Below are 21,160 nucleotides of genomic sequence, written 5' to 3'. Positions count from 1 at the left end.
CCTCATGGCTGCCCACCCGCGAGGCGGGCGCGGAGTATCGGACCAGGTGGGGGCGGGTCGGGGTACTGCCGGCTTACGCCGACACCTCTCTCCTGGGCACCAGGAGAGAGGATCTTCTCTTCCTCTTCGCGCTGCCGCTCGAACCCGGGTGCGCTGTCCACAGGTCGAAGGCCCAGCGGGATGGCTCTTGCGGCCGGCGGCCTCGCGGCACGGCGCCGGACGATGCTAGGTGGCGTGCAGGTGGCGGCGCGCCTGGTGGATCAGCTGTTGCGCGTCGGTGCCGAAGGTGGCGGACTCGCGCAGGGTGCGCCACGTGCGCAGGTGCAGCGCGATGGAGTCGGCGTCGTCGATCCAGAGTTCTGCGTGCCAGGTTTCGACCATGACGAGCCGCTCGTCATGGATCCAGAACGGCACGGTCGGCGGGATCTTGAGGGACGCGATGTGGGGGATGACGCCGAGGTGCACGGTGTCCAGTCCGACCAGACCCCAAAGGCGGTCGAGTTGCGCGGCGAGTACCGAGGGTGGGCAGATCAGGGAGCGCAGCGCCGTCTCGCCGATCAGGATCTCGAATCGCTTGCTGTCGTCGTAGAGGAGCTCCTGCCGTTTGATCCGAGCGCGAACGGCTGCCTCGGTGTCCTGGGGCGAGCGGTGCAAGTCGGCATAACGCGTGAAGACGTGCCGTGCGTAGTCGGCGGTCTGCAGAATCCCCGGGACGGTCGCGGACTCGAATCCGTGAATGACGCTGGAGCGCTCGTACTCGGCAGCCACCGACTGCTGCACCGGCTGGTGCCCGGCGGCGAGCTGGCGCCGCCAGGACCGGATGTGGGACTCGAACCCGCGCAGCCGGGCGAGCAGTTCGCCGTACGCGGCGGGGTGACCGGTCGCGTCGGCCCAGGCCCGCAGGTCTTCGGGAGTCGCGGTCTGTTTCCCGTTCTCGAGCTTGGAGACTTTCGGCTGCGTCCAGCTGAGCAGTTCGGCGAGGCGGACCCCGGTGAGGCGTCCTTGAGGGGCGGACATGCGCAGTTCACGCAGGCGCACTCCGAGCGCCTCGCGCGCGTGCTGGTAGTCCGTGCTCACCGGCGCCCGCCTTGTCCGTCAGCTCGCTACGGAGGCCTGGTGGGGGCGGGCCGATGCGTGGTGCCATGCGGCGTCCCGGAGCATCGCGTAGCGCACCACCTCGGAGGGCTCCGTGATCAGCTCTACGTCGAGGAGTTCGTCGGTGTCGTTGAAGTGCAGCCGGGCGACCAGGCGTGAGTCAAAGAGCCAGAAGTCCTCGCTTCCCAGCTTCAGCCGCTCGGCCTGCGCACGGTCCAGCGTGCGGATGTCTTCCCCCAGAGCCCGGTTGCGTTCGGCGTTGACCAGCAGATAGCGCTGGCCCTTCGTCGGAGGATCGTCGAGCAGGCGGACCCGGGCCACGGACTTTCCGGCCTCCATCTGCCGCCGGATCGTCTCGCAGTACCAGGAGTCCATGTCCCAGTCGACCCGCCCTTCAGCGAGGAACTGCGCGTACGTCTCGGTCTCCTCGTCGGACGCGTACCGGCGACGGGTCTCCAACCGCCAGGCCGTGTGCTCGAAGATCTCGAACAGCCGGTTGAAGGCACCGAGGTCGATGATCCGAGCCTGGCGGGTGCGGTCCTTGGGCGCCCAGTCCGAGATGACGTCGCGCGGCACGACGACCGCGACCTCGCCCGGACCAAGGTGCTGCAGCTGCTCCAGGTCTTCCGCTGCGGTCAGCGGGGGACCGTGCACGATCACCTCGCCGGTGTCGAGATCCTCGTGGATCGACGGGCAACCAGTGTCCCCACTGCCCGTGCCGTTGAAGCGGATGTTGCGCGCCATGGCTTCCTCCTGCTGCCTCGCGGTGCACTGTGTGGTCTTCGACCGTGCGCTGAAGCTGGCTGACGCCGCTATAGCCTCCCGGGCACTTCATGAGCATGGTCACGCATATTGGGAAGGCCCTCAAGAATAACGACGCATACCGGCTGGCTGCCACAACTCCACCAAGCTGATGGTGAGTTCATGACCACCGCACAGAAACCTGCAACGAACGAAGCCGCCGAGGCGGCCGAGGTCCTGCGCGCAGCACTGACAGAGGTCGGGATCGTTCTTCCGTCCTTGGGAGTCGATGGAGCCTCTCCTGCTCTGAACCTGATCAACCTGGGACGGATCCGTGCCGATGTCGCCCTGCGGCTGGCCGAGGCCCTGCGAGGAGGGCACGCGTGATGGGAAGCGAGTACACGCCGAAGCGAGGGGACCTGGTCTGGGACGCTGCGGCGTGCAGGGTCGGTGAGGTCGTCGACCACGTCGGCCCCTGCTGGCAACTCAAGCCATCCCACGGCGGTGGCCGCGAGTGGGACGCCCGCGGCCCGCTCCGGCCGGCCACCCAGGCAGAACGGCTGTCAGCGAGCGTGGCACTGGCCAACGCCCGCAGCCAGAAGGGAGGCAGGCCGTGACGACCCCCACCCCGAAACGTATCGACGAGGACACGCTGTCGCCCGAGTGCGCTCTCGCCCAAAGCCCCGGCTACGCGGACCTCCACGCCGCGTGCGCCCAACTCGACGACGTGCCGCTTCCGCACGCGAAGGGGCTGCTGCTGGCCCGTCGCTGCCGGTGCCCCTGCCACGGGCGGCGCCGGGCATAGAGGCAAGCTTCGCCTAGCTCTTGAGCGCGAAGGCCGGCCGCCCCGGCGGCGGTGACGTTATGGTCGCGCGGTGGACGCGCGTGGCGTCGTGTTCAGGTCCGTCGAAGTAGGCGAAGAAGGACGGCATACGCCTGCCGTTCGGCCTGGGTGCGCTCGTCGGCTGGTAGCGCGCCGCGCGCACAGCCCGGCGACTTCGACCTCGTAGATGCGATCGTCCGACTCGGGCCGCAGCTGCTGGACCGAGTACGAGTGCCACCCGTACAAGGTTGAGCGGCACGACTGTCGGTTCGCCTCCAGGAGGCCACCGAAGTGGTGTACGAACAGTTCGACGTCGTCGCACTCGAAGCCCAACCGCGCCATGTCGCCGACCGTACACCCGGCGTACTTCTTCTCCGGGCCGGGGCAGGGGGCGGGCTGGTAAACGCAGCGCGGGTACGTACGGCGCGGATGTGCTCGACGCTGACGGCCAGGCGGAGGGCGCCGCCCTCGTCGTTGACGACCACCTGCACCGGGGTGTCGACGACGCGGATGTTGCGGGCCGCGAACCGGGCACGGGTGGCCTCATCCGTTGTCACAGCCATGGCCTCCGGCCATTCCTCGTGCACCGGTCGCAGACGTTGCGGACCAGTTGAACGCAACGTTAAGCGGAGGTTGCGTGGAAGGCATACAATGTTGCTCATGGCGCAAGAAGATGGAGATCTGGACAGCCTCGTACGTAAACGCATCCGCGCCCTGCGGGTTGCGCAGGGCTGGTCCCTGGAGGAATTGGCCTCCCGTGCCCACCTCAGCCAGTCCTCGCTGAGCCGCATTGAGAACGGCCAGCGCCGCCTTGCTCTGGATCAGCTGGTCACACTCGCCCGTGCCCTGGACACCACGCTCGATCAGCTCGTGGAGACCGCTACCGACGACGTCGTCACCAGCCCGACCATCGACAGCGCTCACGGCCGGATGCGCTGGACCATCAAGGCCGATCCCGGGATGAGCGTGGTGCGCCAGCGCATGACCGAACCGCCCCCCGACAACCCGGCGCGCATGCGCGCCCACCCGGGGCGCGAATGGATCGTCGTCCTGTCCGGCACCGCGATCCTCATGCTCGGCCACCGCCGCTTCCGCCTCGAGACCAACCAGGCCGCCGAGTTCCCCACGATGATGCCGCACGCGATCGGCGCCGACGGCGGACCCTGCGAGATCCTCGGCATCTTCGACCGCGACGCCCGCCGCGGTCACCAGAACGACAGCGACGACGGCACCCGAGGCGCTCCCGGGTGACCGTGCGACACCCTCCCTCGGCGGCGACGTCATGCGTGTCGGGCAGCACCCTCGACCATCATCTTGCGCAAACAGGGATACTCCGTGCCCCAGGGGCATACTCGCCCTAGGGTGATGAACATGAACCACGTACACACCCACACCCCTCACCACGGCGTTTCGCACGCTCACCACCACGAGCACGCCATGAACGGCCAAGCGGAGATCCTCGACCTGGATGCCGAGATCCTCGCCGAGCACACCGCCGCCATTACCGCGTGGCTGCCGCTGCCGACTACTCCGCACCACATCGTGGACTTGGGCTGCGGCACGGGCGCGGGCACCTTCGCTCTCCTGGACCGCTTCCCCGACGCGCATGTCACTGCCGTCGACGCCTCCGCCGAACACCTGCAGCGCCTGCGCACCAAGGCGCGCACCCGAGGCGTCGGCGACCGCGTACGAACCGTGCAGGCCGACCTCGACGACGCCATTTGGCCCGACCTCGACTCACCCGACCTCGTCTGGGCATCAGCCTCGATGCACCACATGGCCCACCCCGACCGCGCACTGCGCACCGTCCACGACGCGCTCGCGCCCGGCGGCCTGTTCGCCGTCGTCGAGTTGGCCGGCCACCCCCGCTTCCTGCCCGAAAACGCCCCCGAGGAAAGGCCCGGCCTAGAAGAACGCGTCCACGCCGTCGCCGACCGCCGCCAAGCCGGACACATGCCCCACCGTGGCGCCGATTGGGGCCCGATGCTGACCGCAGCCAGCTTCACCGTCGAAGGCGAACGCACCATCGCCGTCAACCTCGAAGGCTCGCACAGCGAAGCGATCGGCCGCTACGCCACCGGTGTCCTGCAGCGCATCCGCAGCGCCACAGCAGACGGACTCACTCCTGGGGACCTCGCCGCGCTCGACCAGCTCCTCGACACCAGTGGCCCGCGCAACATCCTGCGCCGCGACGACCTGACGGTACGCACCGAGCGCACCGTCTGGGCAGCCCGCCGCATCTGACCACCGTGGTTCCACTCACCAGGGCGGTCCCGCCTCCGAGCCTGCGGACGGTGATGGGTCGGGCGTGCAACAACCCGCCGGCCGAGGCGAGTTCGCAGGAACTGAGTGGTAGACCTGCACCAGCTCGACGTGTGCGGCGAAGGCATCCGCACACGTCCCGTCGCCGAAATCGTGCAGACGACAGCCGGCCTGGCCCGCCGGAAAGGCACGCCCGAACCGCGCTTGCCCTTCGGGCCCCCACTGCTCGCGGGAGCCCTCCTCGGCGTCCTGGCGGGGGGCTATAACCGTCTGACGGTGCGGCGGACACCCCCATCCCACCCCCAGAGCCCGCCATGTACCGGCAGCAATCTTGACAAAGCCTCGTAGCAACCTGTAAGGGGAGCTACGATGTCCGTATGGGTAAGAAGCAGATCAACGTCCGCGTGGATGAGGAAAAGTACGAGGTGATCGAGCGCAGGGCCGCGGCCCTGGGGATGGAGGTCAACGCGTACGTGCAGCGGCTCGCCACCGACGAGGGCGACGAACTGCGCCTGCGCTTCCTCGACACGGTCGCGCACTTCACGCACGCATGGGGCCCGGACTTCGCCGAGCACTTCGGCCACGACGTCCCCGGCGCGAAGCCGCCCCATGGGCAGGCTGCCGCGTGACCCTGTACATCGACCGCGCCTGTCTGCTCACTGCCTCGCACAATTCGCTCCGGTCGGACCCGGACGTGATCGATTACGGTTTCTCTGAACTAACTTGATAATTGCTCAACTGAGCGAATTCGCAGGTGCTTCGTCTTCGACGAGGCGCTTTTTGTTGCCTTGATTCTCCTCAACTCTCCGTGTTGAGCGGGGTGTTGGCTGTGGATGTGCGTCCGGCGAAGCGGCTGAGGTCAGGCATACCGAGGTGAACGCTGGTGCTGCGCCGCCGCAGGCCCGCCTGACCACCCCTGAGCAGGTCCTGGACCGGGCGTCCGAGCTGGAAGCCAAGTTGGCCTCCGAGCAAGGCGACTTCGCCGAACAGGCCCGACAGGCGCTCGCCAACAGGAAGCGGATGCTGCGCCAGCACGTCGGGCTGCAGCCGGCCGCCGGGGTACCAGGCGGCCCGTGCGGCTGGACACATGGAGACTTCCAGTTCCGCAACCAGCTATGTGCCCAGGGCTGTGTGGTCGCCGTCCTGGACTGGGACCGCATCGGCGTGCGGCCGTACGTCGAGGAGGTCGCCCGCACCGAGCAGGTGCAGTTCAGCACGGACGGCTGCCTCGCCCTCGCGCACGTCGGGGCGTTCACCACTGGATACCGAAAGTGGGTGAGCCTCGACGCCGACTCCCTTGCGGACGGAGCGCGCCGCCTGTGGTGGAAGCGCTTGACCGATTTCTGGCAGCTGGAGTTCTACCTCGACCGCCTCAAGGCCGAGTTCGCGGACATGTTCCTCGCCGACGAGGCACTGCTGTGCTGGTGGACCCAGCGGCTGGACCAGGTGGAGGCCGCAAGTCTCCGGCCGCTAGCCGCGGGGCAGGAAACCGGCAGCAACGAGCTCCCGGCAGGCACCTGCGCGTGAGAGGTCGTGTCTCATCCGGGATGCGGCAGGGGGAGCGACGAGCATGCCGCCTCTCCGGTTGGAGGCCGACTGCCGGCGCACCGTGGCGTGCTCGGTGCCGGATACCCTTGACCTACGTCTTCCGCAGCCGACGACAGGTGAGCGTCTACAACGTCACGTTGAAGGTGCACAGTTGCGTAGTGCGGGTATAGTCGTAGGTACTTCTTACTCAGGCACGTGGGGTCCGCCAGTCTTCTGGTGGACCCCACGTTTTGTCTGGCTAGGCCACCTGCAGCTTGCGGCGGCCTTCGAGCGGTGGTGCCACGGTGTACTGAGGCAGCTTCAGAGTGGGCAGGTCGCCGGCCTTCATCTCCACAAGGGCGTTGCGGAAGGCCTGCTCCATGTCTGCATGGCTTTCGTACTTGGCGGCCAGCGGGTGCAGGCGGTAGCTGTTGCCCTTGCGTTCACCGCCTTCTGGGCGCAGGACGATGCCCAGATCACAAAGGGGCGCGATCAAGGCGCTGATGGCCTGCTGGGTCTTGTTGTGGTACTCCTGCGCCATTTCGCGTTGTTTGACGGGCAGGTGGCCTCCAAACTCGCTGCGATAGAGCAGGTACTGGAGGAACTTGACGGCGCTGCCGGAGAGGGGCAGGGCCCAGATCCGTTCGGAGACGATCGGGGACATGACCTCGGCCATCAGAGACGTCCCTTCATGGTGGTGGGCTGCGGAGACCAGTATCGGGGCTGGGTCACCCGGCGCGCTCCTGGGGCGGCTGGTCTTCGGCTTCGAACATCTGGAGCTGTTCCTGTTGGGGAACTGGTCCGAGGAAGTTGCCGAAGGAGTCGGGCCGGTCGCCGTGGTCCCTCTTGATGTCCGCGAGTACGTCCTGCTGGGCGGCACTGTTGCCGTTGAACCACAGGTGGACGTTGAGCCGGATGGTTCCATTGCCGTGGCGCTCGAGCCAGCCGTACTCGCACAGCGCTTTGATCGCGCGGGTGACGGTGGAGCGGCTGATTTCGGTGGCGCCCTCGACGCGGCGGGCCTCGCGGTTGAGGCCGTTGGTGATCTCCTGCTGGGTGTAGTTGGCGATGCCCGTGCCACGCAGCTGCCCGCCGGCGACGTACAGGAACACGCACATCTCGCTCTTGGTGACCTGCTTGGCGACAGCCAGCTGTGCCAGGCGTTGGACGAACCAGTTGCTGGTGATGCTGTATCCGGCGTCGCCGGCCATGTCGTGGACGGTGCGGTGGTCGTCGTCGTACTCGAAGGTGACGCCCTTGAGTTTGCGACGCTTCTTCTGGGTCTTCTCTTGCTCTTCGACTGTCTCACCGAGCTGCTGGCCGAGGACGGCCAGGATGTCGCCGAATCCCATCTCGTTAGAGTCGGCGGGCAGTGCGCGCGGACGGTGGTACTCCACCCCCGGCGGATCTGAGGTCACGGTTCCTCCTTCTTTACTCAGGCGGGGCCGACAGTACCTCAGATAACAACTGCTGCTTGTGTTTTGGGGCGGAGACGCACACGCGTGTCGCGGGGATCGAGGCCCTTGCGTGCCAGGGCACCAAAATACAAGTGAGACTTGTACGAGGGGTCATCTCTACCTCCTTTCACAAGCGCCGTTTGTGTACCTGTGTCGCGAGGGGCACAACAGAGCACGTGCAGTGCGTGCGCGACCCCTCTCGTCCTGCAGATACGCAACGCGCTGACCTGCGCGTTCGCCCGGACGTTACCCACACAAGCAGCGGTTGTGTTTCAGGGTTACTTGTAGGCCCCAGAACACTCTTTGCATGCTGAAATGTGCTGGCCACGACACATCGTCGCTTACATTCATGCAGGTCAGAGGCGCTTTTTGAGCGGGCCCCTCTTGTAGTAAAGAGCTTCCCCGCCCGGGTGTCGTGGACGCGTTGGCTGTGGAGGCCCGTGAGGGGTCGTCAAGGGTCCCTGGGCGCGGTGTCGTTGGTCGGCGGCCGGTCCCGTGTGTGCGAGCTCGGGCTGCCCGACGCGTGCTTCGTCGGCGGCCCTCGTTCGGCCCCAATGGGGGCGCGCGGGTACCTAGTTCGGATGGCGAGTCTGGTTCGGCTGCTGCTTTTCGGGTGTGGGCCTTTCTCGGAATAGTACGGGGGTATTCTGGGTTCTATTCGGGTAGGCGGTGACTTGATAGGGAATCGAGGCGGCATCCCTTCAATTTGGGCGGCATTCGGAGGCTTCCCAACCATGACCCATGTGGTAGCCGCTCATCCCATGAGCTAGCCAAGTGCCAACTTTGACGCGCGTCGGTTTCTGACATGCCATCAGATCCAGAATTGGCACGTCACGCTTTGCTGCCAGCCCCAAGCATCGTGCGGAGTGCGGGGTTTGAGGGCCGGATCGCGGAGCGATTCGAGCCCGTCAGAACTGCGGAGCAGTTCTGACGGTGTGTCACGGAGTGACACACCAACTCCCCTGCGGAGCAGGGGAGTTGAACGAACGCTCCGCGTTCGTTCCCGTCGCGTAGCGACGGCGCGTCGGTCTGCGGAGCAGACACGACGCGCCGTCGCTACGCGACGGGAACGAACGCGGAGCGTTCGTTCAACTCCCCTGCTCCGCAGGGGAGTTGGTGTGTCACTCCGTGACACACCGTCAGAACTGCTCCGCAGTTCTGACGGGCTCGAATCGCTCCGCGATCCGGCCCTCAAACCCCGCACTCCGCACGATGCTTGGGGCTGGCAGCAAAGCGTGACGTGCCAATTCTGGATCTGATGGCATGTCAGAAACCGACGCGCGTCAAAGTTGGCACTTGGCTAGCTCATGGGATGAGCGGCTACCACATGGGTCATGGTTGGGAAGCCTCCGAATGCCGCCCAAATTGAAGGGATGCCGCCTCGATTCCCTATCAAGTCACCGCCTACCCGAATAGAACCCAGAATACCCCCGTACTATTCCGAGAAAGGCCCACACCCGAAAAGCAGCAGCCGAACCAGACTCGCCATCCGAACTAGGTACCCGCGCGCCCCCATTGGGGCCGAACGAGGGCCGCCGACGAAGCACGCGTCGGGCAGCCCGAGCTCGCACACACGGGACCGGCCGCCGACCAACGACACCGCGCCCAGGGACCCTTGACGACCCCTCACGGGCCTCCACAGCCAACGCGTCCACGACACCCGGGCGGGGAAGCTCTTTACTACAAGAGGGGCCCGCTCAAAAAGCGCCTCTGACCTGCATGAATGTAAGCGACGATGTGTCGTGGCCAGCACATTTCAGCATGCAAAGAGTGTTCTGGGGCCTACAAGTAACCCTGAAACACAACCGCTGCTTGTGTGGGTAACGTCCGGGCGAACGCGCAGGTCAGCGCGTTGCGTATCTGCAGGACGAGAGGGGTCGCGCACGCACTGCACGTGCTCTGTTGTGCCCCTCGCGACACAGGTACACAAACGGCGCTTGTGAAAGGAGGTAGAGATGACCCCTCGTACAAGTCTCACTTGTATTTTGGTGCCCTGGCACGCAAGGGCCTCGATCCCCGCGACACGCGTGTGCGTCTCCGCCCCAAAACACAAGCAGCAGTTGTTATCTGAGGTACTGTCGGCCCCGCCTGAGTAAAGAAGGAGGAACCGTGACCTCAGATCCGCCGGGGGTGGAGTACCACCGTCCGCGCGCACTGCCCGCCGACTCTAACGAGATGGGATTCGGCGACATCCTGGCCGTCCTCGGCCAGCAGCTCGGTGAGACAGTCGAAGAGCAAGAGAAGACCCAGAAGAAGCGTCGCAAACTCAAGGGCGTCACCTTCGAGTACGACGACGACCACCGCACCGTCCACGACATGGCCGGCGACGCCGGATACAGCATCACCAGCAACTGGTTCGTCCAACGCCTGGCACAGCTGGCTGTCGCCAAGCAGGTCACCAAGAGCGAGATGTGCGTGTTCCTGTACGTCGCCGGCGGGCAGCTGCGTGGCACGGGCATCGCCAACTACACCCAGCAGGAGATCACCAACGGCCTCAACCGCGAGGCCCGCCGCGTCGAGGGCGCCACCGAAATCAGCCGCTCCACCGTCACCCGCGCGATCAAAGCGCTGTGCGAGTACGGCTGGCTCGAGCGCCACGGCAATGGAACCATCCGGCTCAACGTCCACCTGTGGTTCAACGGCAACAGTGCCGCCCAGCAGGACGTACTCGCGGACATCAAGAGGGACCACGGCGACCGGCCCGACTCCTTCGGCAACTTCCTCGGACCAGTTCCCCAACAGGAACAGCTCCAGATGTTCGAAGCCGAAGACCAGCCGCCCCAGGAGCGCGCCGGGTGACCCAGCCCCGATACTGGTCTCCGCAGCCCACCACCATGAAGGGACGTCTCTGATGGCCGAGGTCATGTCCCCGATCGTCTCCGAACGGATCTGGGCCCTGCCCCTCTCCGGCAGCGCCGTCAAGTTCCTCCAGTACCTGCTCTATCGCAGCGAGTTTGGAGGCCACCTGCCCGTCAAACAACGCGAAATGGCGCAGGAGTACCACAACAAGACCCAGCAGGCCATCAGCGCCTTGATCGCGCCCCTTTGTGATCTGGGCATCGTCCTGCGCCCAGAAGGCGGTGAACGCAAGGGCAACAGCTACCGCCTGCACCCGCTGGCCGCCAAGTACGAAAGCCATGCAGACATGGAGCAGGCCTTCCGCAACGCCCTTGTGGAGATGAAGGCCGGCGACCTGCCCACTCTGAAGCTGCCTCAGTACACCGTGGCACCACCGCTCGAAGGCCGCCGCAAGCTGCAGGTGGCCTAGCCAGACAAAACGTGGGGTCCACCAGAAGACTGGCGGACCCCACGTGCCTGAGTAAGAAGTACCTACGACTATACCCGCACTACGCAACTGTGCACCTTCAACGTGACGTTGTAGACGCTCACCTGTCGTCGGCTGCGGAAGACGTAGGTCAAGGGTATCCGGCACCGAGCACGCCACGGTGCGCCGGCAGTCGGCCTCCAACCGGAGAGGCGGCATGCTCGTCGCTCCCCCTGCCGCATCCCGGATGAGACACGACCTCTCACGCGCAGGTGCCTGCCGGGAGCTCGTTGCTGCCGGTTTCCTGCCCCGCGGCTAGCGGCCGGAGACTTGCGGCCTCCACCTGGTCCAGCCGCTGGGTCCACCAGCACAGCAGTGCCTCGTCGGCGAGGAACATGTCCGCGAACTCGGCCTTGAGGCGGTCGAGGTAGAACTCCAGCTGCCAGAAATCGGTCAAGCGCTTCCACCACAGGCGGCGCGCTCCGTCCGCAAGGGAGTCGGCGTCGAGGCTCACCCACTTTCGGTATCCAGTGGTGAACGCCCCGACGTGCGCGAGGGCGAGGCAGCCGTCCGTGCTGAACTGCACCTGCTCGGTGCGGGCGACCTCCTCGACGTACGGCCGCACGCCGATGCGGTCCCAGTCCAGGACGGCGACCACACAGCCCTGGGCACATAGCTGGTTGCGGAACTGGAAGTCTCCATGTGTCCAGCCGCACGGGCCGCCTGGTACCCCGGCGGCCGGCTGCAGCCCGACGTGCTGGCGCAGCATCCGCTTCCTGTTGGCGAGCGCCTGTCGGGCCTGTTCGGCGAAGTCGCCTTGCTCGGAGGCCAACTTGGCTTCCAGCTCGGACGCCCGGTCCAGGACCTGCTCAGGGGTGGTCAGGCGGGCCTGCGGCGGCGCAGCACCAGCGTTCACCTCGGTATGCCTGACCTCAGCCGCTTCGCCGGACGCACATCCACAGCCAACACCCCGCTCAACACGGAGAGTTGAGGAGAATCAAGGCAACAAAAAGCGCCTCGTCGAAGACGAAGCACCTGCGAATTCGCTCAGTTGAGCAATTATCAAGTTAGTTCAGAGAAACCGTAATCGATCACGTCCGGGTCCGACCGGAGCGAATTGTGCGAGGCAGTGAGCAGACAGGCGCGGTCGATGTACAGGGTCACGCGGCAGCCTGCCCATGGGGCGGCTTCGCGCCGGGGACGTCGTGGCCGAAGTGCTCGGCGAAGTCCGGGCCCCATGCGTGCGTGAAGTGCGCGACCGTGTCGAGGAAGCGCAGGCGCAGTTCGTCGCCCTCGTCGGTGGCGAGCCGCTGCACGTACGCGTTGACCTCCATCCCCAGGGCCGCGGCCCTGCGCTCGATCACCTCGTACTTTTCCTCATCCACGCGGACGTTGATCTGCTTCTTACCCATACGGACATCGTAGCTCCCCTTACAGGTTGCTACGAGGCTTTGTCAAGATTGCTGCCGGTACATGGCGGGCTCTGGGGGTGGGATGGGGGTGTCCGCCGCACCGTCAGACGGTTATAGCCCCCCGCCAGGACGCCGAGGAGGGCTCCCGCGAGCAGTGGGGGCCCGAAGGGCAAGCGCGGTTCGGGCGTGCCTTTCCGGCGGGCCAGGCCGGCTGTCGTCTGCACGATTTCGGCGACGGGACGTGTGCGGATGCCTTCGCCGCACACGTCGAGCTGGTGCAGGTCTACCACTCAGTTCCTGCGAACTCGCCTCGGCCGGCGGGTTGTTGCACGCCCGACCCATCACCGTCCGCAGGCTCGGAGGCGGGACCGCCCTGGTGAGTGGAACCACGGTGGTCAGATGCGGCGGGCTGCCCAGACGGTGCGCTCGGTGCGTACCGTCAGGTCGTCGCGGCGCAGGATGTTGCGCGGGCCACTGGTGTCGAGGAGCTGGTCGAGCGCGGCGAGGTCCCCAGGAGTGAGTCCGTCTGCTGTGGCGCTGCGGATGCGCTGCAGGACACCGGTGGCGTAGCGGCCGATCGCTTCGCTGTGCGAGCCTTCGAGGTTGACGGCGATGGTGCGTTCGCCTTCGACGGTGAAGCTGGCTGCGGTCAGCATCGGGCCCCAATCGGCGCCACGGTGGGGCATGTGTCCGGCTTGGCGGCGGTCGGCGACGGCGTGGACGCGTTCTTCTAGGCCGGGCCTTTCCTCGGGGGCGTTTTCGGGCAGGAAGCGGGGGTGGCCGGCCAACTCGACGACGGCGAACAGGCCGCCGGGCGCGAGCGCGTCGTGGACGGTGCGCAGTGCGCGGTCGGGGTGGGCCATGTGGTGCATCGAGGCTGATGCCCAGACGAGGTCGGGTGAGTCGAGGTCGGGCCAAATGGCGTCGTCGAGGTCGGCCTGCACGGTTCGTACGCGGTCGCCGACGCCTCGGGTGCGCGCCTTGGTGCGCAGGCGCTGCAGGTGTTCGGCGGAGGCGTCGACGGCAGTGACATGCGCGTCGGGGAAGCGGTCCAGGAGAGCGAAGGTGCCCGCGCCCGTGCCGCAGCCCAAGTCCACGATGTGGTGCGGAGTAGTCGGCAGCGGCAGCCACGCGGTAATGGCGGCGGTGTGCTCGGCGAGGATCTCGGCATCCAGGTCGAGGATCTCCGCTTGGCCGTTCATGGCGTGCTCGTGGTGGTGAGCGTGCGAAACGCCGTGGTGAGGGGTGTGGGTGTGTACGTGGTTCATGTTCATCACCCTAGGGCGAGTATGCCCCTGGGGCACGGAGTATCCCTGTTTGCGCAAGATGATGGTCGAGGGTGCTGCCCGACACGCATGACGTCGCCGCCGAGGGAGGGTGTCGCACGGTCACCCGGGAGCGCCTCGGGTGCCGTCGTCGCTGTCGTTCTGGTGACCGCGGCGGGCGTCGCGGTCGAAGATGCCGAGGATCTCGCAGGGTCCGCCGTCGGCGCCGATCGCGTGCGGCATCATCGTGGGGAACTCGGCGGCCTGGTTGGTCTCGAGGCGGAAGCGGCGGTGGCCGAGCATGAGGATCGCGGTGCCGGACAGGACGACGATCCATTCGCGCCCCGGGTGGGCGCGCATGCGCGCCGGGTTGTCGGGGGGCGGTTCGGTCATGCGCTGGCGCACCACGCTCATCCCGGGATCGGCCTTGATGGTCCAGCGCATCCGGCCGTGAGCGCTGTCGATGGTCGGGCTGGTGACGACGTCGTCGGTAGCGGTCTCCACGAGCTGATCGAGCGTGGTGTCCAGGGCACGGGCGAGTGTGACCAGCTGATCCAGAGCAAGGCGGCGCTGGCCGTTCTCAATGCGGCTCAGCGAGGACTGGCTGAGGTGGGCACGGGAGGCCAATTCCTCCAGGGACCAGCCCTGCGCAACCCGCAGGGCGCGGATGCGTTTACGTACGAGGCTGTCCAGATCTCCATCTTCTTGCGCCATGAGCAACATTGTATGCCTTCCACGCAACCTCCGCTTAACGTTGCGTTCAACTGGTCCGCAACGTCTGCGACCGGTGCACGAGGAATGGCCGGAGGCCATGGCTGTGACAACGGATGAGGCCACCCGTGCCCGGTTCGCGGCCCGCAACATCCGCGTCGTCGACACCCCGGTGCAGGTGGTCGTCAACGACGAGGGCGGCGCCCTCCGCCTGGCCGTCAGCGTCGAGCACATCCGCGCCGTACGTACCCGCGCTGCGTTTACCAGCCCGCCCCCTGCCCCGGCCCGGAGAAGAAGTACGCCGGGTGTACGGTCGGCGACATGGCGCGGTTGGGCTTCGAGTGCGACGACGTCGAACTGTTCGTACACCACTTCGGTGGCCTCCTGGAGGCGAACCGACAGTCGTGCCGCTCAACCTTGTACGGGTGGCACTCGTACTCGGTCCAGCAGCTGCGGCCCGAGTCGGACGATCGCATCTACGAGGTCGAAGTCGCCGGGCTGTGCGCGCGGCGCGCTACCAGCCGACGAGCGCACCCAGGCCGAACGGCAGGCGTATGCCGTCCTTCTTCGCCTACTTCGACGGACCTGAACACGACGCCACGCGCGTCCACCGCGCGACCATAACGTCACCGCCGCCGGGGCGGCCGGCCTTCGCGCTCAAGAGCTAGGCGAAGCTTGCCTCTATGCCCGGCGCCGCCCGTGGCAGGGGCACCGGCAGCGACGGGCCAGCAGCAGCCCCTTCGCGTGCGGAAGCGGCACGTCGTCGAGTTGGGCGCACGCGGCGTGGAGGTCCGCGTAGCCGGGGCTTTGGGCGAGAGCGCACTCGGGCGACAGCGTGTCCTCGTCGATACGTTTCGGGGTGGGGGTCGTCACGGCCTGCCTCCCTTCTGGCTGCGGGCGTTGGCCAGTGCCACGCTCGCTGACAGCCGTTCTGCCTGGGTGGCCGGCCGGAGCGGGCCGCGGGCGTCCCACTCGCGGCCACCGCCGTGGGATGGCTTGAGTTGCCAGCAGGGGCCGACGTGGTCGACGACCTCACCGACCCTGCACGCCGCAGCGTCCCAGACCAGGTCCCCTCGCTTCGGCGTGTACTCGCTTCCCATCACGCGTGCCCTCCTCGCAGGGCCTCGGCCAGCCGCAGGGCGACATCGGCACGGATCCGTCCCAGGTTGATCAGGTTCAGAGCAGGAGAGGCTCCATCGACTCCCAAGGACGGAAGAACGATCCCGACCTCTGTCAGTGCTGCGCGCAGGACCTCGGCCGCCTCGGCGGCTTCGTTCGTTGCAGGTTTCTGTGCGGTGGTCATGAACTCACCATCAGCTTGGTGGAGTTGTGGCAGCCAGCCGGTATGCGTCGTTATTCTTGAGGGCCTTCCCAATATGCGTGACCATGCTCATGAAGTGCCCGGGAGGCTATAGCGGCGTCAGCCAGCTTCAGCGCACGGTCGAAGACCACACAGTGCACCGCGAGGCAGCAGGAGGAAGCCATGGCGCGCAACATCCGCTTCAACGGCACGGGCAGTGGGGACACTGGTTGCCCGTCGATCCACGAGGATCTCGACACCGGCGAGGTGATCGTGCACGGTCCCCCGCTGACCGCAGCGGAAGACCTGGAGCAGCTGCAGCACCTTGGTCCGGGCGAGGTCGCGGTCGTCGTGCCGCGCGACGTCATCTCGGACTGGGCGCCCAAGGACCGCACCCGCCAGGCTCGGATCATCGACCTCGGTGCCTTCAACCGGCTGTTCGAGATCTTCGAGCACACGGCCTGGCGGTTGGAGACCCGTCGCCGGTACGCGTCCGACGAGGAGACCGAGACGTACGCGCAGTTCCTCGCTGAAGGGCGGGTCGACTGGGACATGGACTCCTGGTACTGCGAGACGATCCGGCGGCAGATGGAGGCCGGAAAGTCCGTGGCCCGGGTCCGCCTGCTCGACGATCCTCCGACGAAGGGCCAGCGCTATCTGCTGGTCAACGCCGAACGCAACCGGGCTCTGGGGGAAGACATCCGCACGCTGGACCGTGCGCAGGCCGAGCGGCTGAAGCTGGGAAGCGAGGACTTCTGGCTCTTTGACTCACGCCTGGTCGCCCGGCTGCACTTCAACGACACCGACGAACTCCTCGACGTAGAGCTGATCACGGAGCCCTCCGAGGTGGTGCGCTACGCGATGCTCCGGGACGCCGCATGGCACCACGCATCGGCCCGCCCCCACCAGGCCTCCGTAGCGAGCTGACGGACAAGGCGGGCGCCGGTGAGCACGGACTACCAGCACGCGCGCGAGGCGCTCGGAGTGCGCCTGCGTGAACTGCGCATGTCCGCCCCTCAAGGACGCCTCACCGGGGTCCGCCTCGCCGAACTGCTCAGCTGGACGCAGCCGAAAGTCTCCAAGCTCGAGAACGGGAAACAGACCGCGACTCCCGAAGACCTGCGGGCCTGGGCCGACGCGACCGGTCACCCCGCCGCGTACGGCGAACTGCTCGCCCGGCTGCGCGGGTTCGAGTCCCACATCCGGTCCTGGCGGCGCCAGCTCGCCGCCGGGCACCAGCCGGTGCAGCAGTCGGTGGCTGCCGAGTACGAGCGCTCCAGCGTCATTCACGGATTCGAGTCCGCGACCGTCCCGGGGATTCTGCAGACCGCCGACTACGCACGGCACGTCTTCACGCGTTATGCCGACTTGCACCGCTCGCCCCAGGACACCGAGGCAGCCGTTCGCGCTCGGATCAAACGGCAGGAGCTCCTCTACGACGACAGCAAGCGATTCGAGATCCTGATCGGCGAGACGGCGCTGCGCTCCCTGATCTGCCCACCCTCGGTACTCGCCGCGCAACTCGACCGCCTTTGGGGTCTGGTCGGACTGGACACCGTGCACCTCGGCGTCATCCCCCACATCGCGTCCCTCAAGATCCCGCCGACCGTGCCGTTCTGGATCCATGACGAGCGGCTCGTCATGGTCGAAACCTGGCACGCAGAACTCTGGATCGACGACGCCGACTCCATCGCGCTGCACCTGCGCACGTGGCGCACCCTGCGCGAGTCCGCCACCTTCGGCACCGACGCGCAACAGCTGATCCACCAGGCGCGCCGCCACCTGCACGCCACCTAGCATCGTCCGGCGCCGTGCCGCGAGGCCGCCGGCCGCAAGAGCCATCCCGCTGGGCCTTCGACCTGTGGACAGCGCACCCGGGTTCGAGCGGCAGCGCGAAGAGGAAGAGAAGATCCTCTCTCCTGGTGCCCAGGAGAGAGGTGTCGGCGTAAGCCGGCAGTACCCCGACCCGCCCCCACCTGGTCCGATACTCCGCGCCCGCCTCGCGGGTGGGCAGCCATGAGGCAACACGGGAGAGCAATACGGGAAGGCAACGCGGGAAAGCAACCGGGGAAGGCACCCCGGGAAGGCAACCGGCCTCCAGAACTCCGTGGCCGCCGGAAATCCAGCGGCCACTCTCGTCACCGTGAGACGGGTCCCTCGAGGCGCCGCACTCTGCCAATCAATACCAATCCACAGTGATCCGGTTGAGCGGCGTCTCCAGCGTGAACAGGCCGGGGCGGTGCTCGGTCGGCGCGGCGTCGAGGGGCTGGATCTCGAAGGTGGCCTCGCGGCCGCGGAAGTTCCGGTCCCAGGTACGGATCGCATCAGCGACCTGCGCGACGAGTTGATCGATGTCGAGGCCGTGCCCGATCACGCCGAACTCCCACAGCTTGGCGCGACCGTGGGCCCTGCGGTCCATCGGGCGACGGGCGAGGTAGGTGACCGCTCCCCCGTCCACGGCGGCCGTGGACGGGGGGCAGACCGACGGGGCTTAAGCGCGTCAGGGATGCGAGCGTGAGGAGCGTGAACGTGCAGATCCCGGTGCTGAGCGCGTGGTGACCGCACGTCAGGCCCGGGACCGGGACGCCCTGCATATGACGATGCCGGCGTGCTGATTGGGCCGGAGAGTGGGCGCCACGTTGAGCGAGCAGGTGAGGCCGTGCAGGGCGACGGTGGTTTACAACCAAGCATGACCGGTGGGGCGCTTCAGGTACGCGTCGACGTCGTCGTGAACGCGTTGGCCGATCATGTCGGCGGCGGTGCGCGGGGTCGCGAGTCCGGTCCCGCGGCCCGTGGTACGCGGGTGGCCGGGGCCTTACTGGTGAGGGCGTGCGCCATCATCGTCGGCTCCTCCCTCGCTGCTGTCGTGTACGGGCCCGGGAAGGGCGACGGCGACCAGGACCTCGGTCGTCTCCTGGTACAGCCGCACGACGAGCCGGTCGACGAGGGCCTCGACGAGCGCAAGGCCACGGCCGTGCTCGTCGTCCGGGCCTGTGCCGGTACGCGCGGAGGGGCGTCCGCAAAGGCCCCCGTCCGTGACGGACACGAGCGCCTCGTCGTCGGTGAGCGTAACCCGCACGGCGATGGTGCCGTGTCCGACGTGCGTCACCGCGTTCGTCGCAAGCTCGCTGACGGCGAGCGTCAGCATCTCAACGGCGTCCCGGGAGACGTTCCATTCACGCAGGAAGTCAGTCACATAGGCGCGTGCGCGCTTGGGGGTGTCCAGCTCTCGGCCGGGCAACGTGACGGTCATTGAGCGCGGCTGCGGACCTGTGGCATCGGCGCTCGGGCGGGGGTCGGACGGTAAGGCGGGCTGCGTGCTCGGCGCGAACACTGGCCAGAGCACCGGGATTGGCGGCTGACGGTCGGTCATGAGCGCTCCATTTCCGGGTGCGGATGCACGGCACCGAGCAGAGGGGCCGCAAGCTGGGCAAGAGCTACGGTCACGGCTTCGCACAGGGCGTCCGGGTCGGTGGACACCGTGGCGGACGGGTCGGTGGGCCAGATCCATGCGCGGCGGGCCGGGCTAGGGAGGTGGGCACCGGCCACGCATCGCGTGCCGGGCAGGGCGGGCCATGTGGCGGCGGTGCCGTCGGGCACCAGGACCTCGAGGGCGGCGCGGGCCCGGTTGTCGAGCACCGGTCCGCAAGGGATGCCGCGTTCCTTGAGCACGGCCAGGACGTGAAAGGCGAGGGACCGGCGGATCCGCAGGACCTCAACTTCGGCAGGGCGTGGTCCGGTTGTCACTGTCCGGCCCCGTCCACGCGAGTCGGACAGGTGGGGCAGACGCTGACCGCGTAGCCGAGACGTCCACGCAGTTTGACGTACGCATAACCGCCCGGTTCCAGAGGCTCATCCCTACGTCCACAGCATGCGCGCCGTTGGCCGTGTGCCTGCTCCCACTGGTGTGCGGTGAGGCTCAGACCGTCCTGGTCCTGCGCACGAACATCGGTCAACTCGCGGGATTTGATGGGCTGGTCTGCCGTGACCTGCACGGACGGCTGCATGGAACGCTCCCGAACGCCTGCGCGACGTGATCTACGTAGTGCGATCAAGTCGCTACCTGTCGTGTCCAACTAGCCCTACAGTGACCCTCTGCGCACCTACTGCGCAAGTGCGCAGCAAGTTTTCCGAAAGTACGCACATGCGCGGGGAATATTCGATGAGGGAGAGGGCCTATGTGTGCAGCGCGTTCAGGTGGTACGGCAGACTGTGCGCAGGAAAGTGCGCAAGTTCGAAATGGTCGGCGCAAGCGAAGGGGGCGGCACCAGGTGGTGCAGCAGACAAGGCCCAACCGACGACTGCTCGGCGCGGAGATCGTGCGCCTGCGCAAGGCCGCCGGGCTGCGAGCCGCTGACGTGGCCACGCATCTGAAGTGCTCCGAGACACGAGTGAGCCGTCTGGAGAACGGCAACGGCAGGGTCAAGTTGCATGACCGCGAGCTCGACCAGCTGGTCAAGCTGTTCGGCATCGAGAACCAGGCGCAGATTCAGGCCTTACGAGACCTTGCCTCCGACGCAGCACAGGATTCGGCCTGGTGGGACGGCTATCGCGAGGCCATGCCGAGCGACCTGGAACCGCTGTTGGCGTTCGAGACAGACGCCATCGCCGAGCAGGCGTGGGAATCCACGCTCGTACACGGCCTGCTACAGACCCGCGAGTACGCACGGGCGATCGTGGCGGCCTGGCCGAGCAATCGGCCGGTGGACTACGACGACATGGTGGACGTGCGCATGAAGCGCGCCGAACTCCTCACCGCTCACGAGACGTCGGGACGGTCGACTGCGCTGGAGGCGTGGGCGATCCTCGACGAAAGCGTCCTGCGACGGCCTGTTGGCAGTGCTGATGTCATGCGCGCCCAGATTGAGCACCTGATCGAGCTGACCGAGCTCCCCAATGTCCGGATCCAGATCATGCCGGAGGACAAGGGAGCCCACCCCGGCCTGGGCGGTCCGTTCTCGATCCTGGACTTCGAGGAGGCGACGCCCGTCGTTTACATCGACAGTCCCGCCGGAAATCTGTACCTCGATAAGAAGTACGACGTCAGAAAGTTCACGACATCCTTCGACCTGCTGCGAGCCATGGCGCTCGACCCGGACGACTCGGCGGCAAGGCTCCGGGATGCGGTAAAGGAGAAACGATGACCAATACCCCCGACTTCCTGCGCGACCTCAACTGGTTCAAGGCCACCGCCTCCAGCGGCAACGGCGGCTGCCTCGAAGTCGCCTTCACTCCTGACGGACAGGTCGCCATCCGCGACAACGAGGACCTCGACAACCCGCCGTTCGTCGTCAGCAAGCAC

26 protein-coding genes and 1 pseudogene are annotated in these 21,160 nt (G+C 66.9%); 13 read left to right on the top strand and 14 right to left on the bottom strand.

What is annotated here, in order from left to right; genetic code table 11:
* Positions 1-225 precede the first annotated feature (225 nt).
* Entirely contained in the window at positions 226-1,077 is an 852-nt protein-coding gene (locus ACP4E5_RS00135) for a helix-turn-helix domain-containing protein (protein ID WP_425824596.1), read from the bottom strand.
* Between the two features lie 18 nt (positions 1,078-1,095).
* Complete coding sequence (locus tag ACP4E5_RS00130) at positions 1,096-1,839, bottom strand: DUF6879 family protein (protein WP_425824597.1); 744 nt, start codon at positions 1,837-1,839, stop codon at positions 1,096-1,098.
* A gap of 180 nt (positions 1,840-2,019) precedes the next feature.
* Between ACP4E5_RS00130 and ACP4E5_RS00125 the strand changes: the two genes are divergently transcribed.
* The 7 genes from ACP4E5_RS00125 (at position 2,020) to ACP4E5_RS00095 (ending at position 6,448) form a co-directional block, all read left to right on the top strand.
* Entirely contained in the window at positions 2,020-2,223 is a 204-nt protein-coding gene (locus ACP4E5_RS00125) for a hypothetical protein (protein WP_425824598.1), read from the top strand.
* Complete coding sequence (locus ACP4E5_RS00120; protein WP_425824599.1) at positions 2,223-2,453, top strand: hypothetical protein; 231 nt, start codon at positions 2,223-2,225, stop codon at positions 2,451-2,453. Before ACP4E5_RS00125 ends, ACP4E5_RS00120 begins: the two co-directional genes overlap by 1 nt.
* A complete protein-coding gene (locus ACP4E5_RS00115; protein WP_425824600.1) occupies positions 2,450-2,641 on the top strand; it encodes a hypothetical protein in 192 nt (63 codons plus the stop codon). The genes ACP4E5_RS00120 and ACP4E5_RS00115 overlap by 4 nt, the downstream gene beginning before the upstream one ends.
* Before the next feature lie 678 nt (positions 2,642-3,319).
* Positions 3,320-3,910: a helix-turn-helix domain-containing protein gene (locus ACP4E5_RS00110; RefSeq protein ID WP_425824601.1), complete on the top strand. Its 591-nt coding sequence runs from the start codon at positions 3,320-3,322 to the stop codon at positions 3,908-3,910.
* Positions 3,911-4,030: 120 nt separating this feature from the next.
* Positions 4,031-4,903, top strand: coding sequence for a class I SAM-dependent methyltransferase (locus ACP4E5_RS00105; protein ID WP_425824602.1), 873 nt, complete (start codon positions 4,031-4,033; stop codon positions 4,901-4,903).
* 395 nt (positions 4,904-5,298) lie between these two features.
* Positions 5,299-5,550, top strand: a complete 252-nt coding sequence (locus ACP4E5_RS00100; protein ID WP_425824603.1) for a plasmid mobilization protein — start codon at positions 5,299-5,301, stop codon at positions 5,548-5,550.
* A gap of 244 nt (positions 5,551-5,794) precedes the next feature.
* Entirely contained in the window at positions 5,795-6,448 is a 654-nt protein-coding gene (locus ACP4E5_RS00095; protein WP_425824604.1) for a phosphotransferase, read from the top strand.
* A gap of 259 nt (positions 6,449-6,707) precedes the next feature.
* On the opposite strand, the gene ACP4E5_RS00090 is transcribed toward ACP4E5_RS00095, so the two are convergent.
* Both ACP4E5_RS00090 and ACP4E5_RS00085 read right to left on the bottom strand, forming a co-directional pair.
* Complete coding sequence (locus tag ACP4E5_RS00090) at positions 6,708-7,124, bottom strand: hypothetical protein (protein ID WP_425824605.1); 417 nt, start codon at positions 7,122-7,124, stop codon at positions 6,708-6,710.
* 52 nt (positions 7,125-7,176) lie between these two features.
* Positions 7,177-7,866, bottom strand: coding sequence for a replication/maintenance protein RepL (locus ACP4E5_RS00085; RefSeq protein WP_425824606.1), 690 nt, complete (start codon positions 7,864-7,866; stop codon positions 7,177-7,179).
* Positions 7,867-10,014: 2,148 nt separating this feature from the next.
* Here ACP4E5_RS00085 and ACP4E5_RS00080 point away from each other — a divergent pair.
* Positions 10,015-10,704 (top strand): replication/maintenance protein RepL, encoded by a 690-nt coding sequence (locus ACP4E5_RS00080; RefSeq protein ID WP_425824606.1) that lies wholly within the window; start codon positions 10,015-10,017, stop codon positions 10,702-10,704.
* Positions 10,705-10,756: 52 nt separating this feature from the next.
* Positions 10,757-11,173 carry a hypothetical protein gene (locus tag ACP4E5_RS00075; protein ID WP_425824605.1) on the top strand — a complete coding sequence of 139 codons (417 nt, stop codon included), beginning with the start codon at positions 10,757-10,759 and terminating at the stop codon, positions 11,171-11,173.
* A 259-nt stretch (positions 11,174-11,432) separates the two neighbouring features.
* Here the strand turns inward: ACP4E5_RS00075 and ACP4E5_RS00070 are convergent, their stop codons facing one another.
* The 7 genes from ACP4E5_RS00070 to ACP4E5_RS00040 form a co-directional block, all read right to left on the bottom strand.
* Positions 11,433-12,086: a phosphotransferase gene (locus ACP4E5_RS00070; protein ID WP_425824604.1), complete on the bottom strand. Its 654-nt coding sequence runs from the start codon at positions 12,084-12,086 to the stop codon at positions 11,433-11,435.
* A gap of 244 nt (positions 12,087-12,330) precedes the next feature.
* A complete protein-coding gene (locus ACP4E5_RS00065) occupies positions 12,331-12,582 on the bottom strand; it encodes a plasmid mobilization protein (protein ID WP_425824603.1) in 252 nt (83 codons plus the stop codon).
* Between the two features lie 395 nt (positions 12,583-12,977).
* Positions 12,978-13,850: a class I SAM-dependent methyltransferase gene (locus tag ACP4E5_RS00060; protein ID WP_425824602.1), complete on the bottom strand. Its 873-nt coding sequence runs from the start codon at positions 13,848-13,850 to the stop codon at positions 12,978-12,980.
* A 120-nt stretch (positions 13,851-13,970) separates the two neighbouring features.
* Positions 13,971-14,561 (bottom strand): helix-turn-helix domain-containing protein, encoded by a 591-nt coding sequence (locus ACP4E5_RS00055; protein WP_425824601.1) that lies wholly within the window; start codon positions 14,559-14,561, stop codon positions 13,971-13,973.
* A gap of 678 nt (positions 14,562-15,239) precedes the next feature.
* On the bottom strand, positions 15,240-15,431 hold the full coding sequence (locus tag ACP4E5_RS00050; protein ID WP_425824600.1) for a hypothetical protein: 192 nt from the start codon (positions 15,429-15,431) through the stop codon (positions 15,240-15,242).
* A complete protein-coding gene (locus ACP4E5_RS00045) occupies positions 15,428-15,658 on the bottom strand; it encodes a hypothetical protein (RefSeq protein WP_425824599.1) in 231 nt (76 codons plus the stop codon). The genes ACP4E5_RS00050 and ACP4E5_RS00045 overlap by 4 nt, the downstream gene beginning before the upstream one ends.
* Positions 15,658-15,861 carry a hypothetical protein gene (locus tag ACP4E5_RS00040; RefSeq protein WP_425824598.1) on the bottom strand — a complete coding sequence of 68 codons (204 nt, stop codon included), beginning with the start codon at positions 15,859-15,861 and terminating at the stop codon, positions 15,658-15,660. The genes ACP4E5_RS00045 and ACP4E5_RS00040 overlap by 1 nt, the downstream gene beginning before the upstream one ends.
* A gap of 180 nt (positions 15,862-16,041) precedes the next feature.
* Between ACP4E5_RS00040 and ACP4E5_RS00035 the strand changes: the two genes are divergently transcribed.
* Positions 16,042-16,785 carry a DUF6879 family protein gene (locus tag ACP4E5_RS00035; RefSeq protein ID WP_425824597.1) on the top strand — a complete coding sequence of 248 codons (744 nt, stop codon included), beginning with the start codon at positions 16,042-16,044 and terminating at the stop codon, positions 16,783-16,785.
* Positions 16,786-16,803: 18 nt separating this feature from the next.
* Positions 16,804-17,655 (top strand): helix-turn-helix domain-containing protein, encoded by an 852-nt coding sequence (locus ACP4E5_RS00030; RefSeq protein WP_425824596.1) that lies wholly within the window; start codon positions 16,804-16,806, stop codon positions 17,653-17,655.
* Between the two features lie 382 nt (positions 17,656-18,037).
* Here the strand turns inward: ACP4E5_RS00030 and ACP4E5_RS00025 are convergent.
* The 3 genes and pseudogenes from ACP4E5_RS00025 to ACP4E5_RS00015 all read right to left on the bottom strand — a co-directional run.
* A pseudogene (locus tag ACP4E5_RS00025) lies at positions 18,038-18,334 on the bottom strand (methyltransferase, FxLD system); the annotation flags it as partial.
* A 339-nt stretch (positions 18,335-18,673) separates the two neighbouring features.
* Positions 18,674-19,111 carry an ATP-binding protein gene (locus ACP4E5_RS00020; RefSeq protein WP_425824595.1) on the bottom strand — a complete coding sequence of 146 codons (438 nt, stop codon included), beginning with the start codon at positions 19,109-19,111 and terminating at the stop codon, positions 18,674-18,676.
* 116 nt (positions 19,112-19,227) lie between these two features.
* Complete coding sequence (locus tag ACP4E5_RS00015; protein ID WP_425824594.1) at positions 19,228-19,605, bottom strand: hypothetical protein; 378 nt, start codon at positions 19,603-19,605, stop codon at positions 19,228-19,230.
* A gap of 524 nt (positions 19,606-20,129) precedes the next feature.
* Between ACP4E5_RS00015 and ACP4E5_RS00010 the strand changes: the two genes are divergently transcribed.
* Both ACP4E5_RS00010 and ACP4E5_RS00005 read left to right on the top strand, forming a co-directional pair.
* Complete coding sequence (locus ACP4E5_RS00010) at positions 20,130-21,002, top strand: helix-turn-helix domain-containing protein (RefSeq protein ID WP_425824593.1); 873 nt, start codon at positions 20,130-20,132, stop codon at positions 21,000-21,002.
* Positions 20,999-21,160, top strand: a 162-nt coding sequence (locus tag ACP4E5_RS00005) for a DUF397 domain-containing protein (protein WP_425824940.1), incomplete at its 3' end; no start/stop codon positions are given. The genes ACP4E5_RS00010 and ACP4E5_RS00005, both read left to right, overlap by 4 nt.

It is taken from the genome of Streptomyces fractus (genome assembly GCF_049844455.1).
Classification (GTDB): Bacteria; Actinomycetota; Actinomycetes; order Streptomycetales; family Streptomycetaceae; genus Streptomyces; species Streptomyces fractus.
This window is presented reverse-complemented; position numbering and strand designations above follow the sequence as displayed.

Bases quoted from the DNA above. Each gene is read 5' to 3' on its own strand.
- ACP4E5_RS00120 (WP_425824599.1), top strand. From the start codon at position 2,223: ATGGGAAGCGAGTACACGCCGAAGCGAGGGGACCTGGTCTGGGACGCT.
- ACP4E5_RS00045 (WP_425824599.1), bottom strand. From the start codon at position 15,658: ATGGGAAGCGAGTACACGCCGAAGCGAGGGGACCTGGTCTGGGACGCT.
- ACP4E5_RS00130 (WP_425824597.1), bottom strand. From the start codon at position 1,839: ATGGCGCGCAACATCCGCTTCAACGGCACGGGCAGTGGGGACACTGGT.
- ACP4E5_RS00060 (WP_425824602.1), bottom strand. From the start codon at position 13,850: ATGAACCACGTACACACCCACACCCCTCACCACGGCGTTTCGCACGCT.
- ACP4E5_RS00090 (WP_425824605.1), bottom strand. From the start codon at position 7,124: ATGGCCGAGGTCATGTCCCCGATCGTCTCCGAACGGATCTGGGCCCTG.
- ACP4E5_RS00105 (WP_425824602.1), top strand. From the start codon at position 4,031: ATGAACCACGTACACACCCACACCCCTCACCACGGCGTTTCGCACGCT.
- ACP4E5_RS00055 (WP_425824601.1), bottom strand. From the start codon at position 14,561: ATGGCGCAAGAAGATGGAGATCTGGACAGCCTCGTACGTAAACGCATC.
- ACP4E5_RS00100 (WP_425824603.1), top strand. From the start codon at position 5,299: ATGGGTAAGAAGCAGATCAACGTCCGCGTGGATGAGGAAAAGTACGAG.
- ACP4E5_RS00110 (WP_425824601.1), top strand. From the start codon at position 3,320: ATGGCGCAAGAAGATGGAGATCTGGACAGCCTCGTACGTAAACGCATC.
- ACP4E5_RS00035 (WP_425824597.1), top strand. From the start codon at position 16,042: ATGGCGCGCAACATCCGCTTCAACGGCACGGGCAGTGGGGACACTGGT.
- ACP4E5_RS00065 (WP_425824603.1), bottom strand. From the start codon at position 12,582: ATGGGTAAGAAGCAGATCAACGTCCGCGTGGATGAGGAAAAGTACGAG.
- ACP4E5_RS00125 (WP_425824598.1), top strand. From the start codon at position 2,020: ATGACCACCGCACAGAAACCTGCAACGAACGAAGCCGCCGAGGCGGCC.
- ACP4E5_RS00075 (WP_425824605.1), top strand. From the start codon at position 10,757: ATGGCCGAGGTCATGTCCCCGATCGTCTCCGAACGGATCTGGGCCCTG.
- ACP4E5_RS00040 (WP_425824598.1), bottom strand. From the start codon at position 15,861: ATGACCACCGCACAGAAACCTGCAACGAACGAAGCCGCCGAGGCGGCC.
- ACP4E5_RS00020 (WP_425824595.1), bottom strand. From the start codon at position 19,111: ATGACCGTCACGTTGCCCGGCCGAGAGCTGGACACCCCCAAGCGCGCA.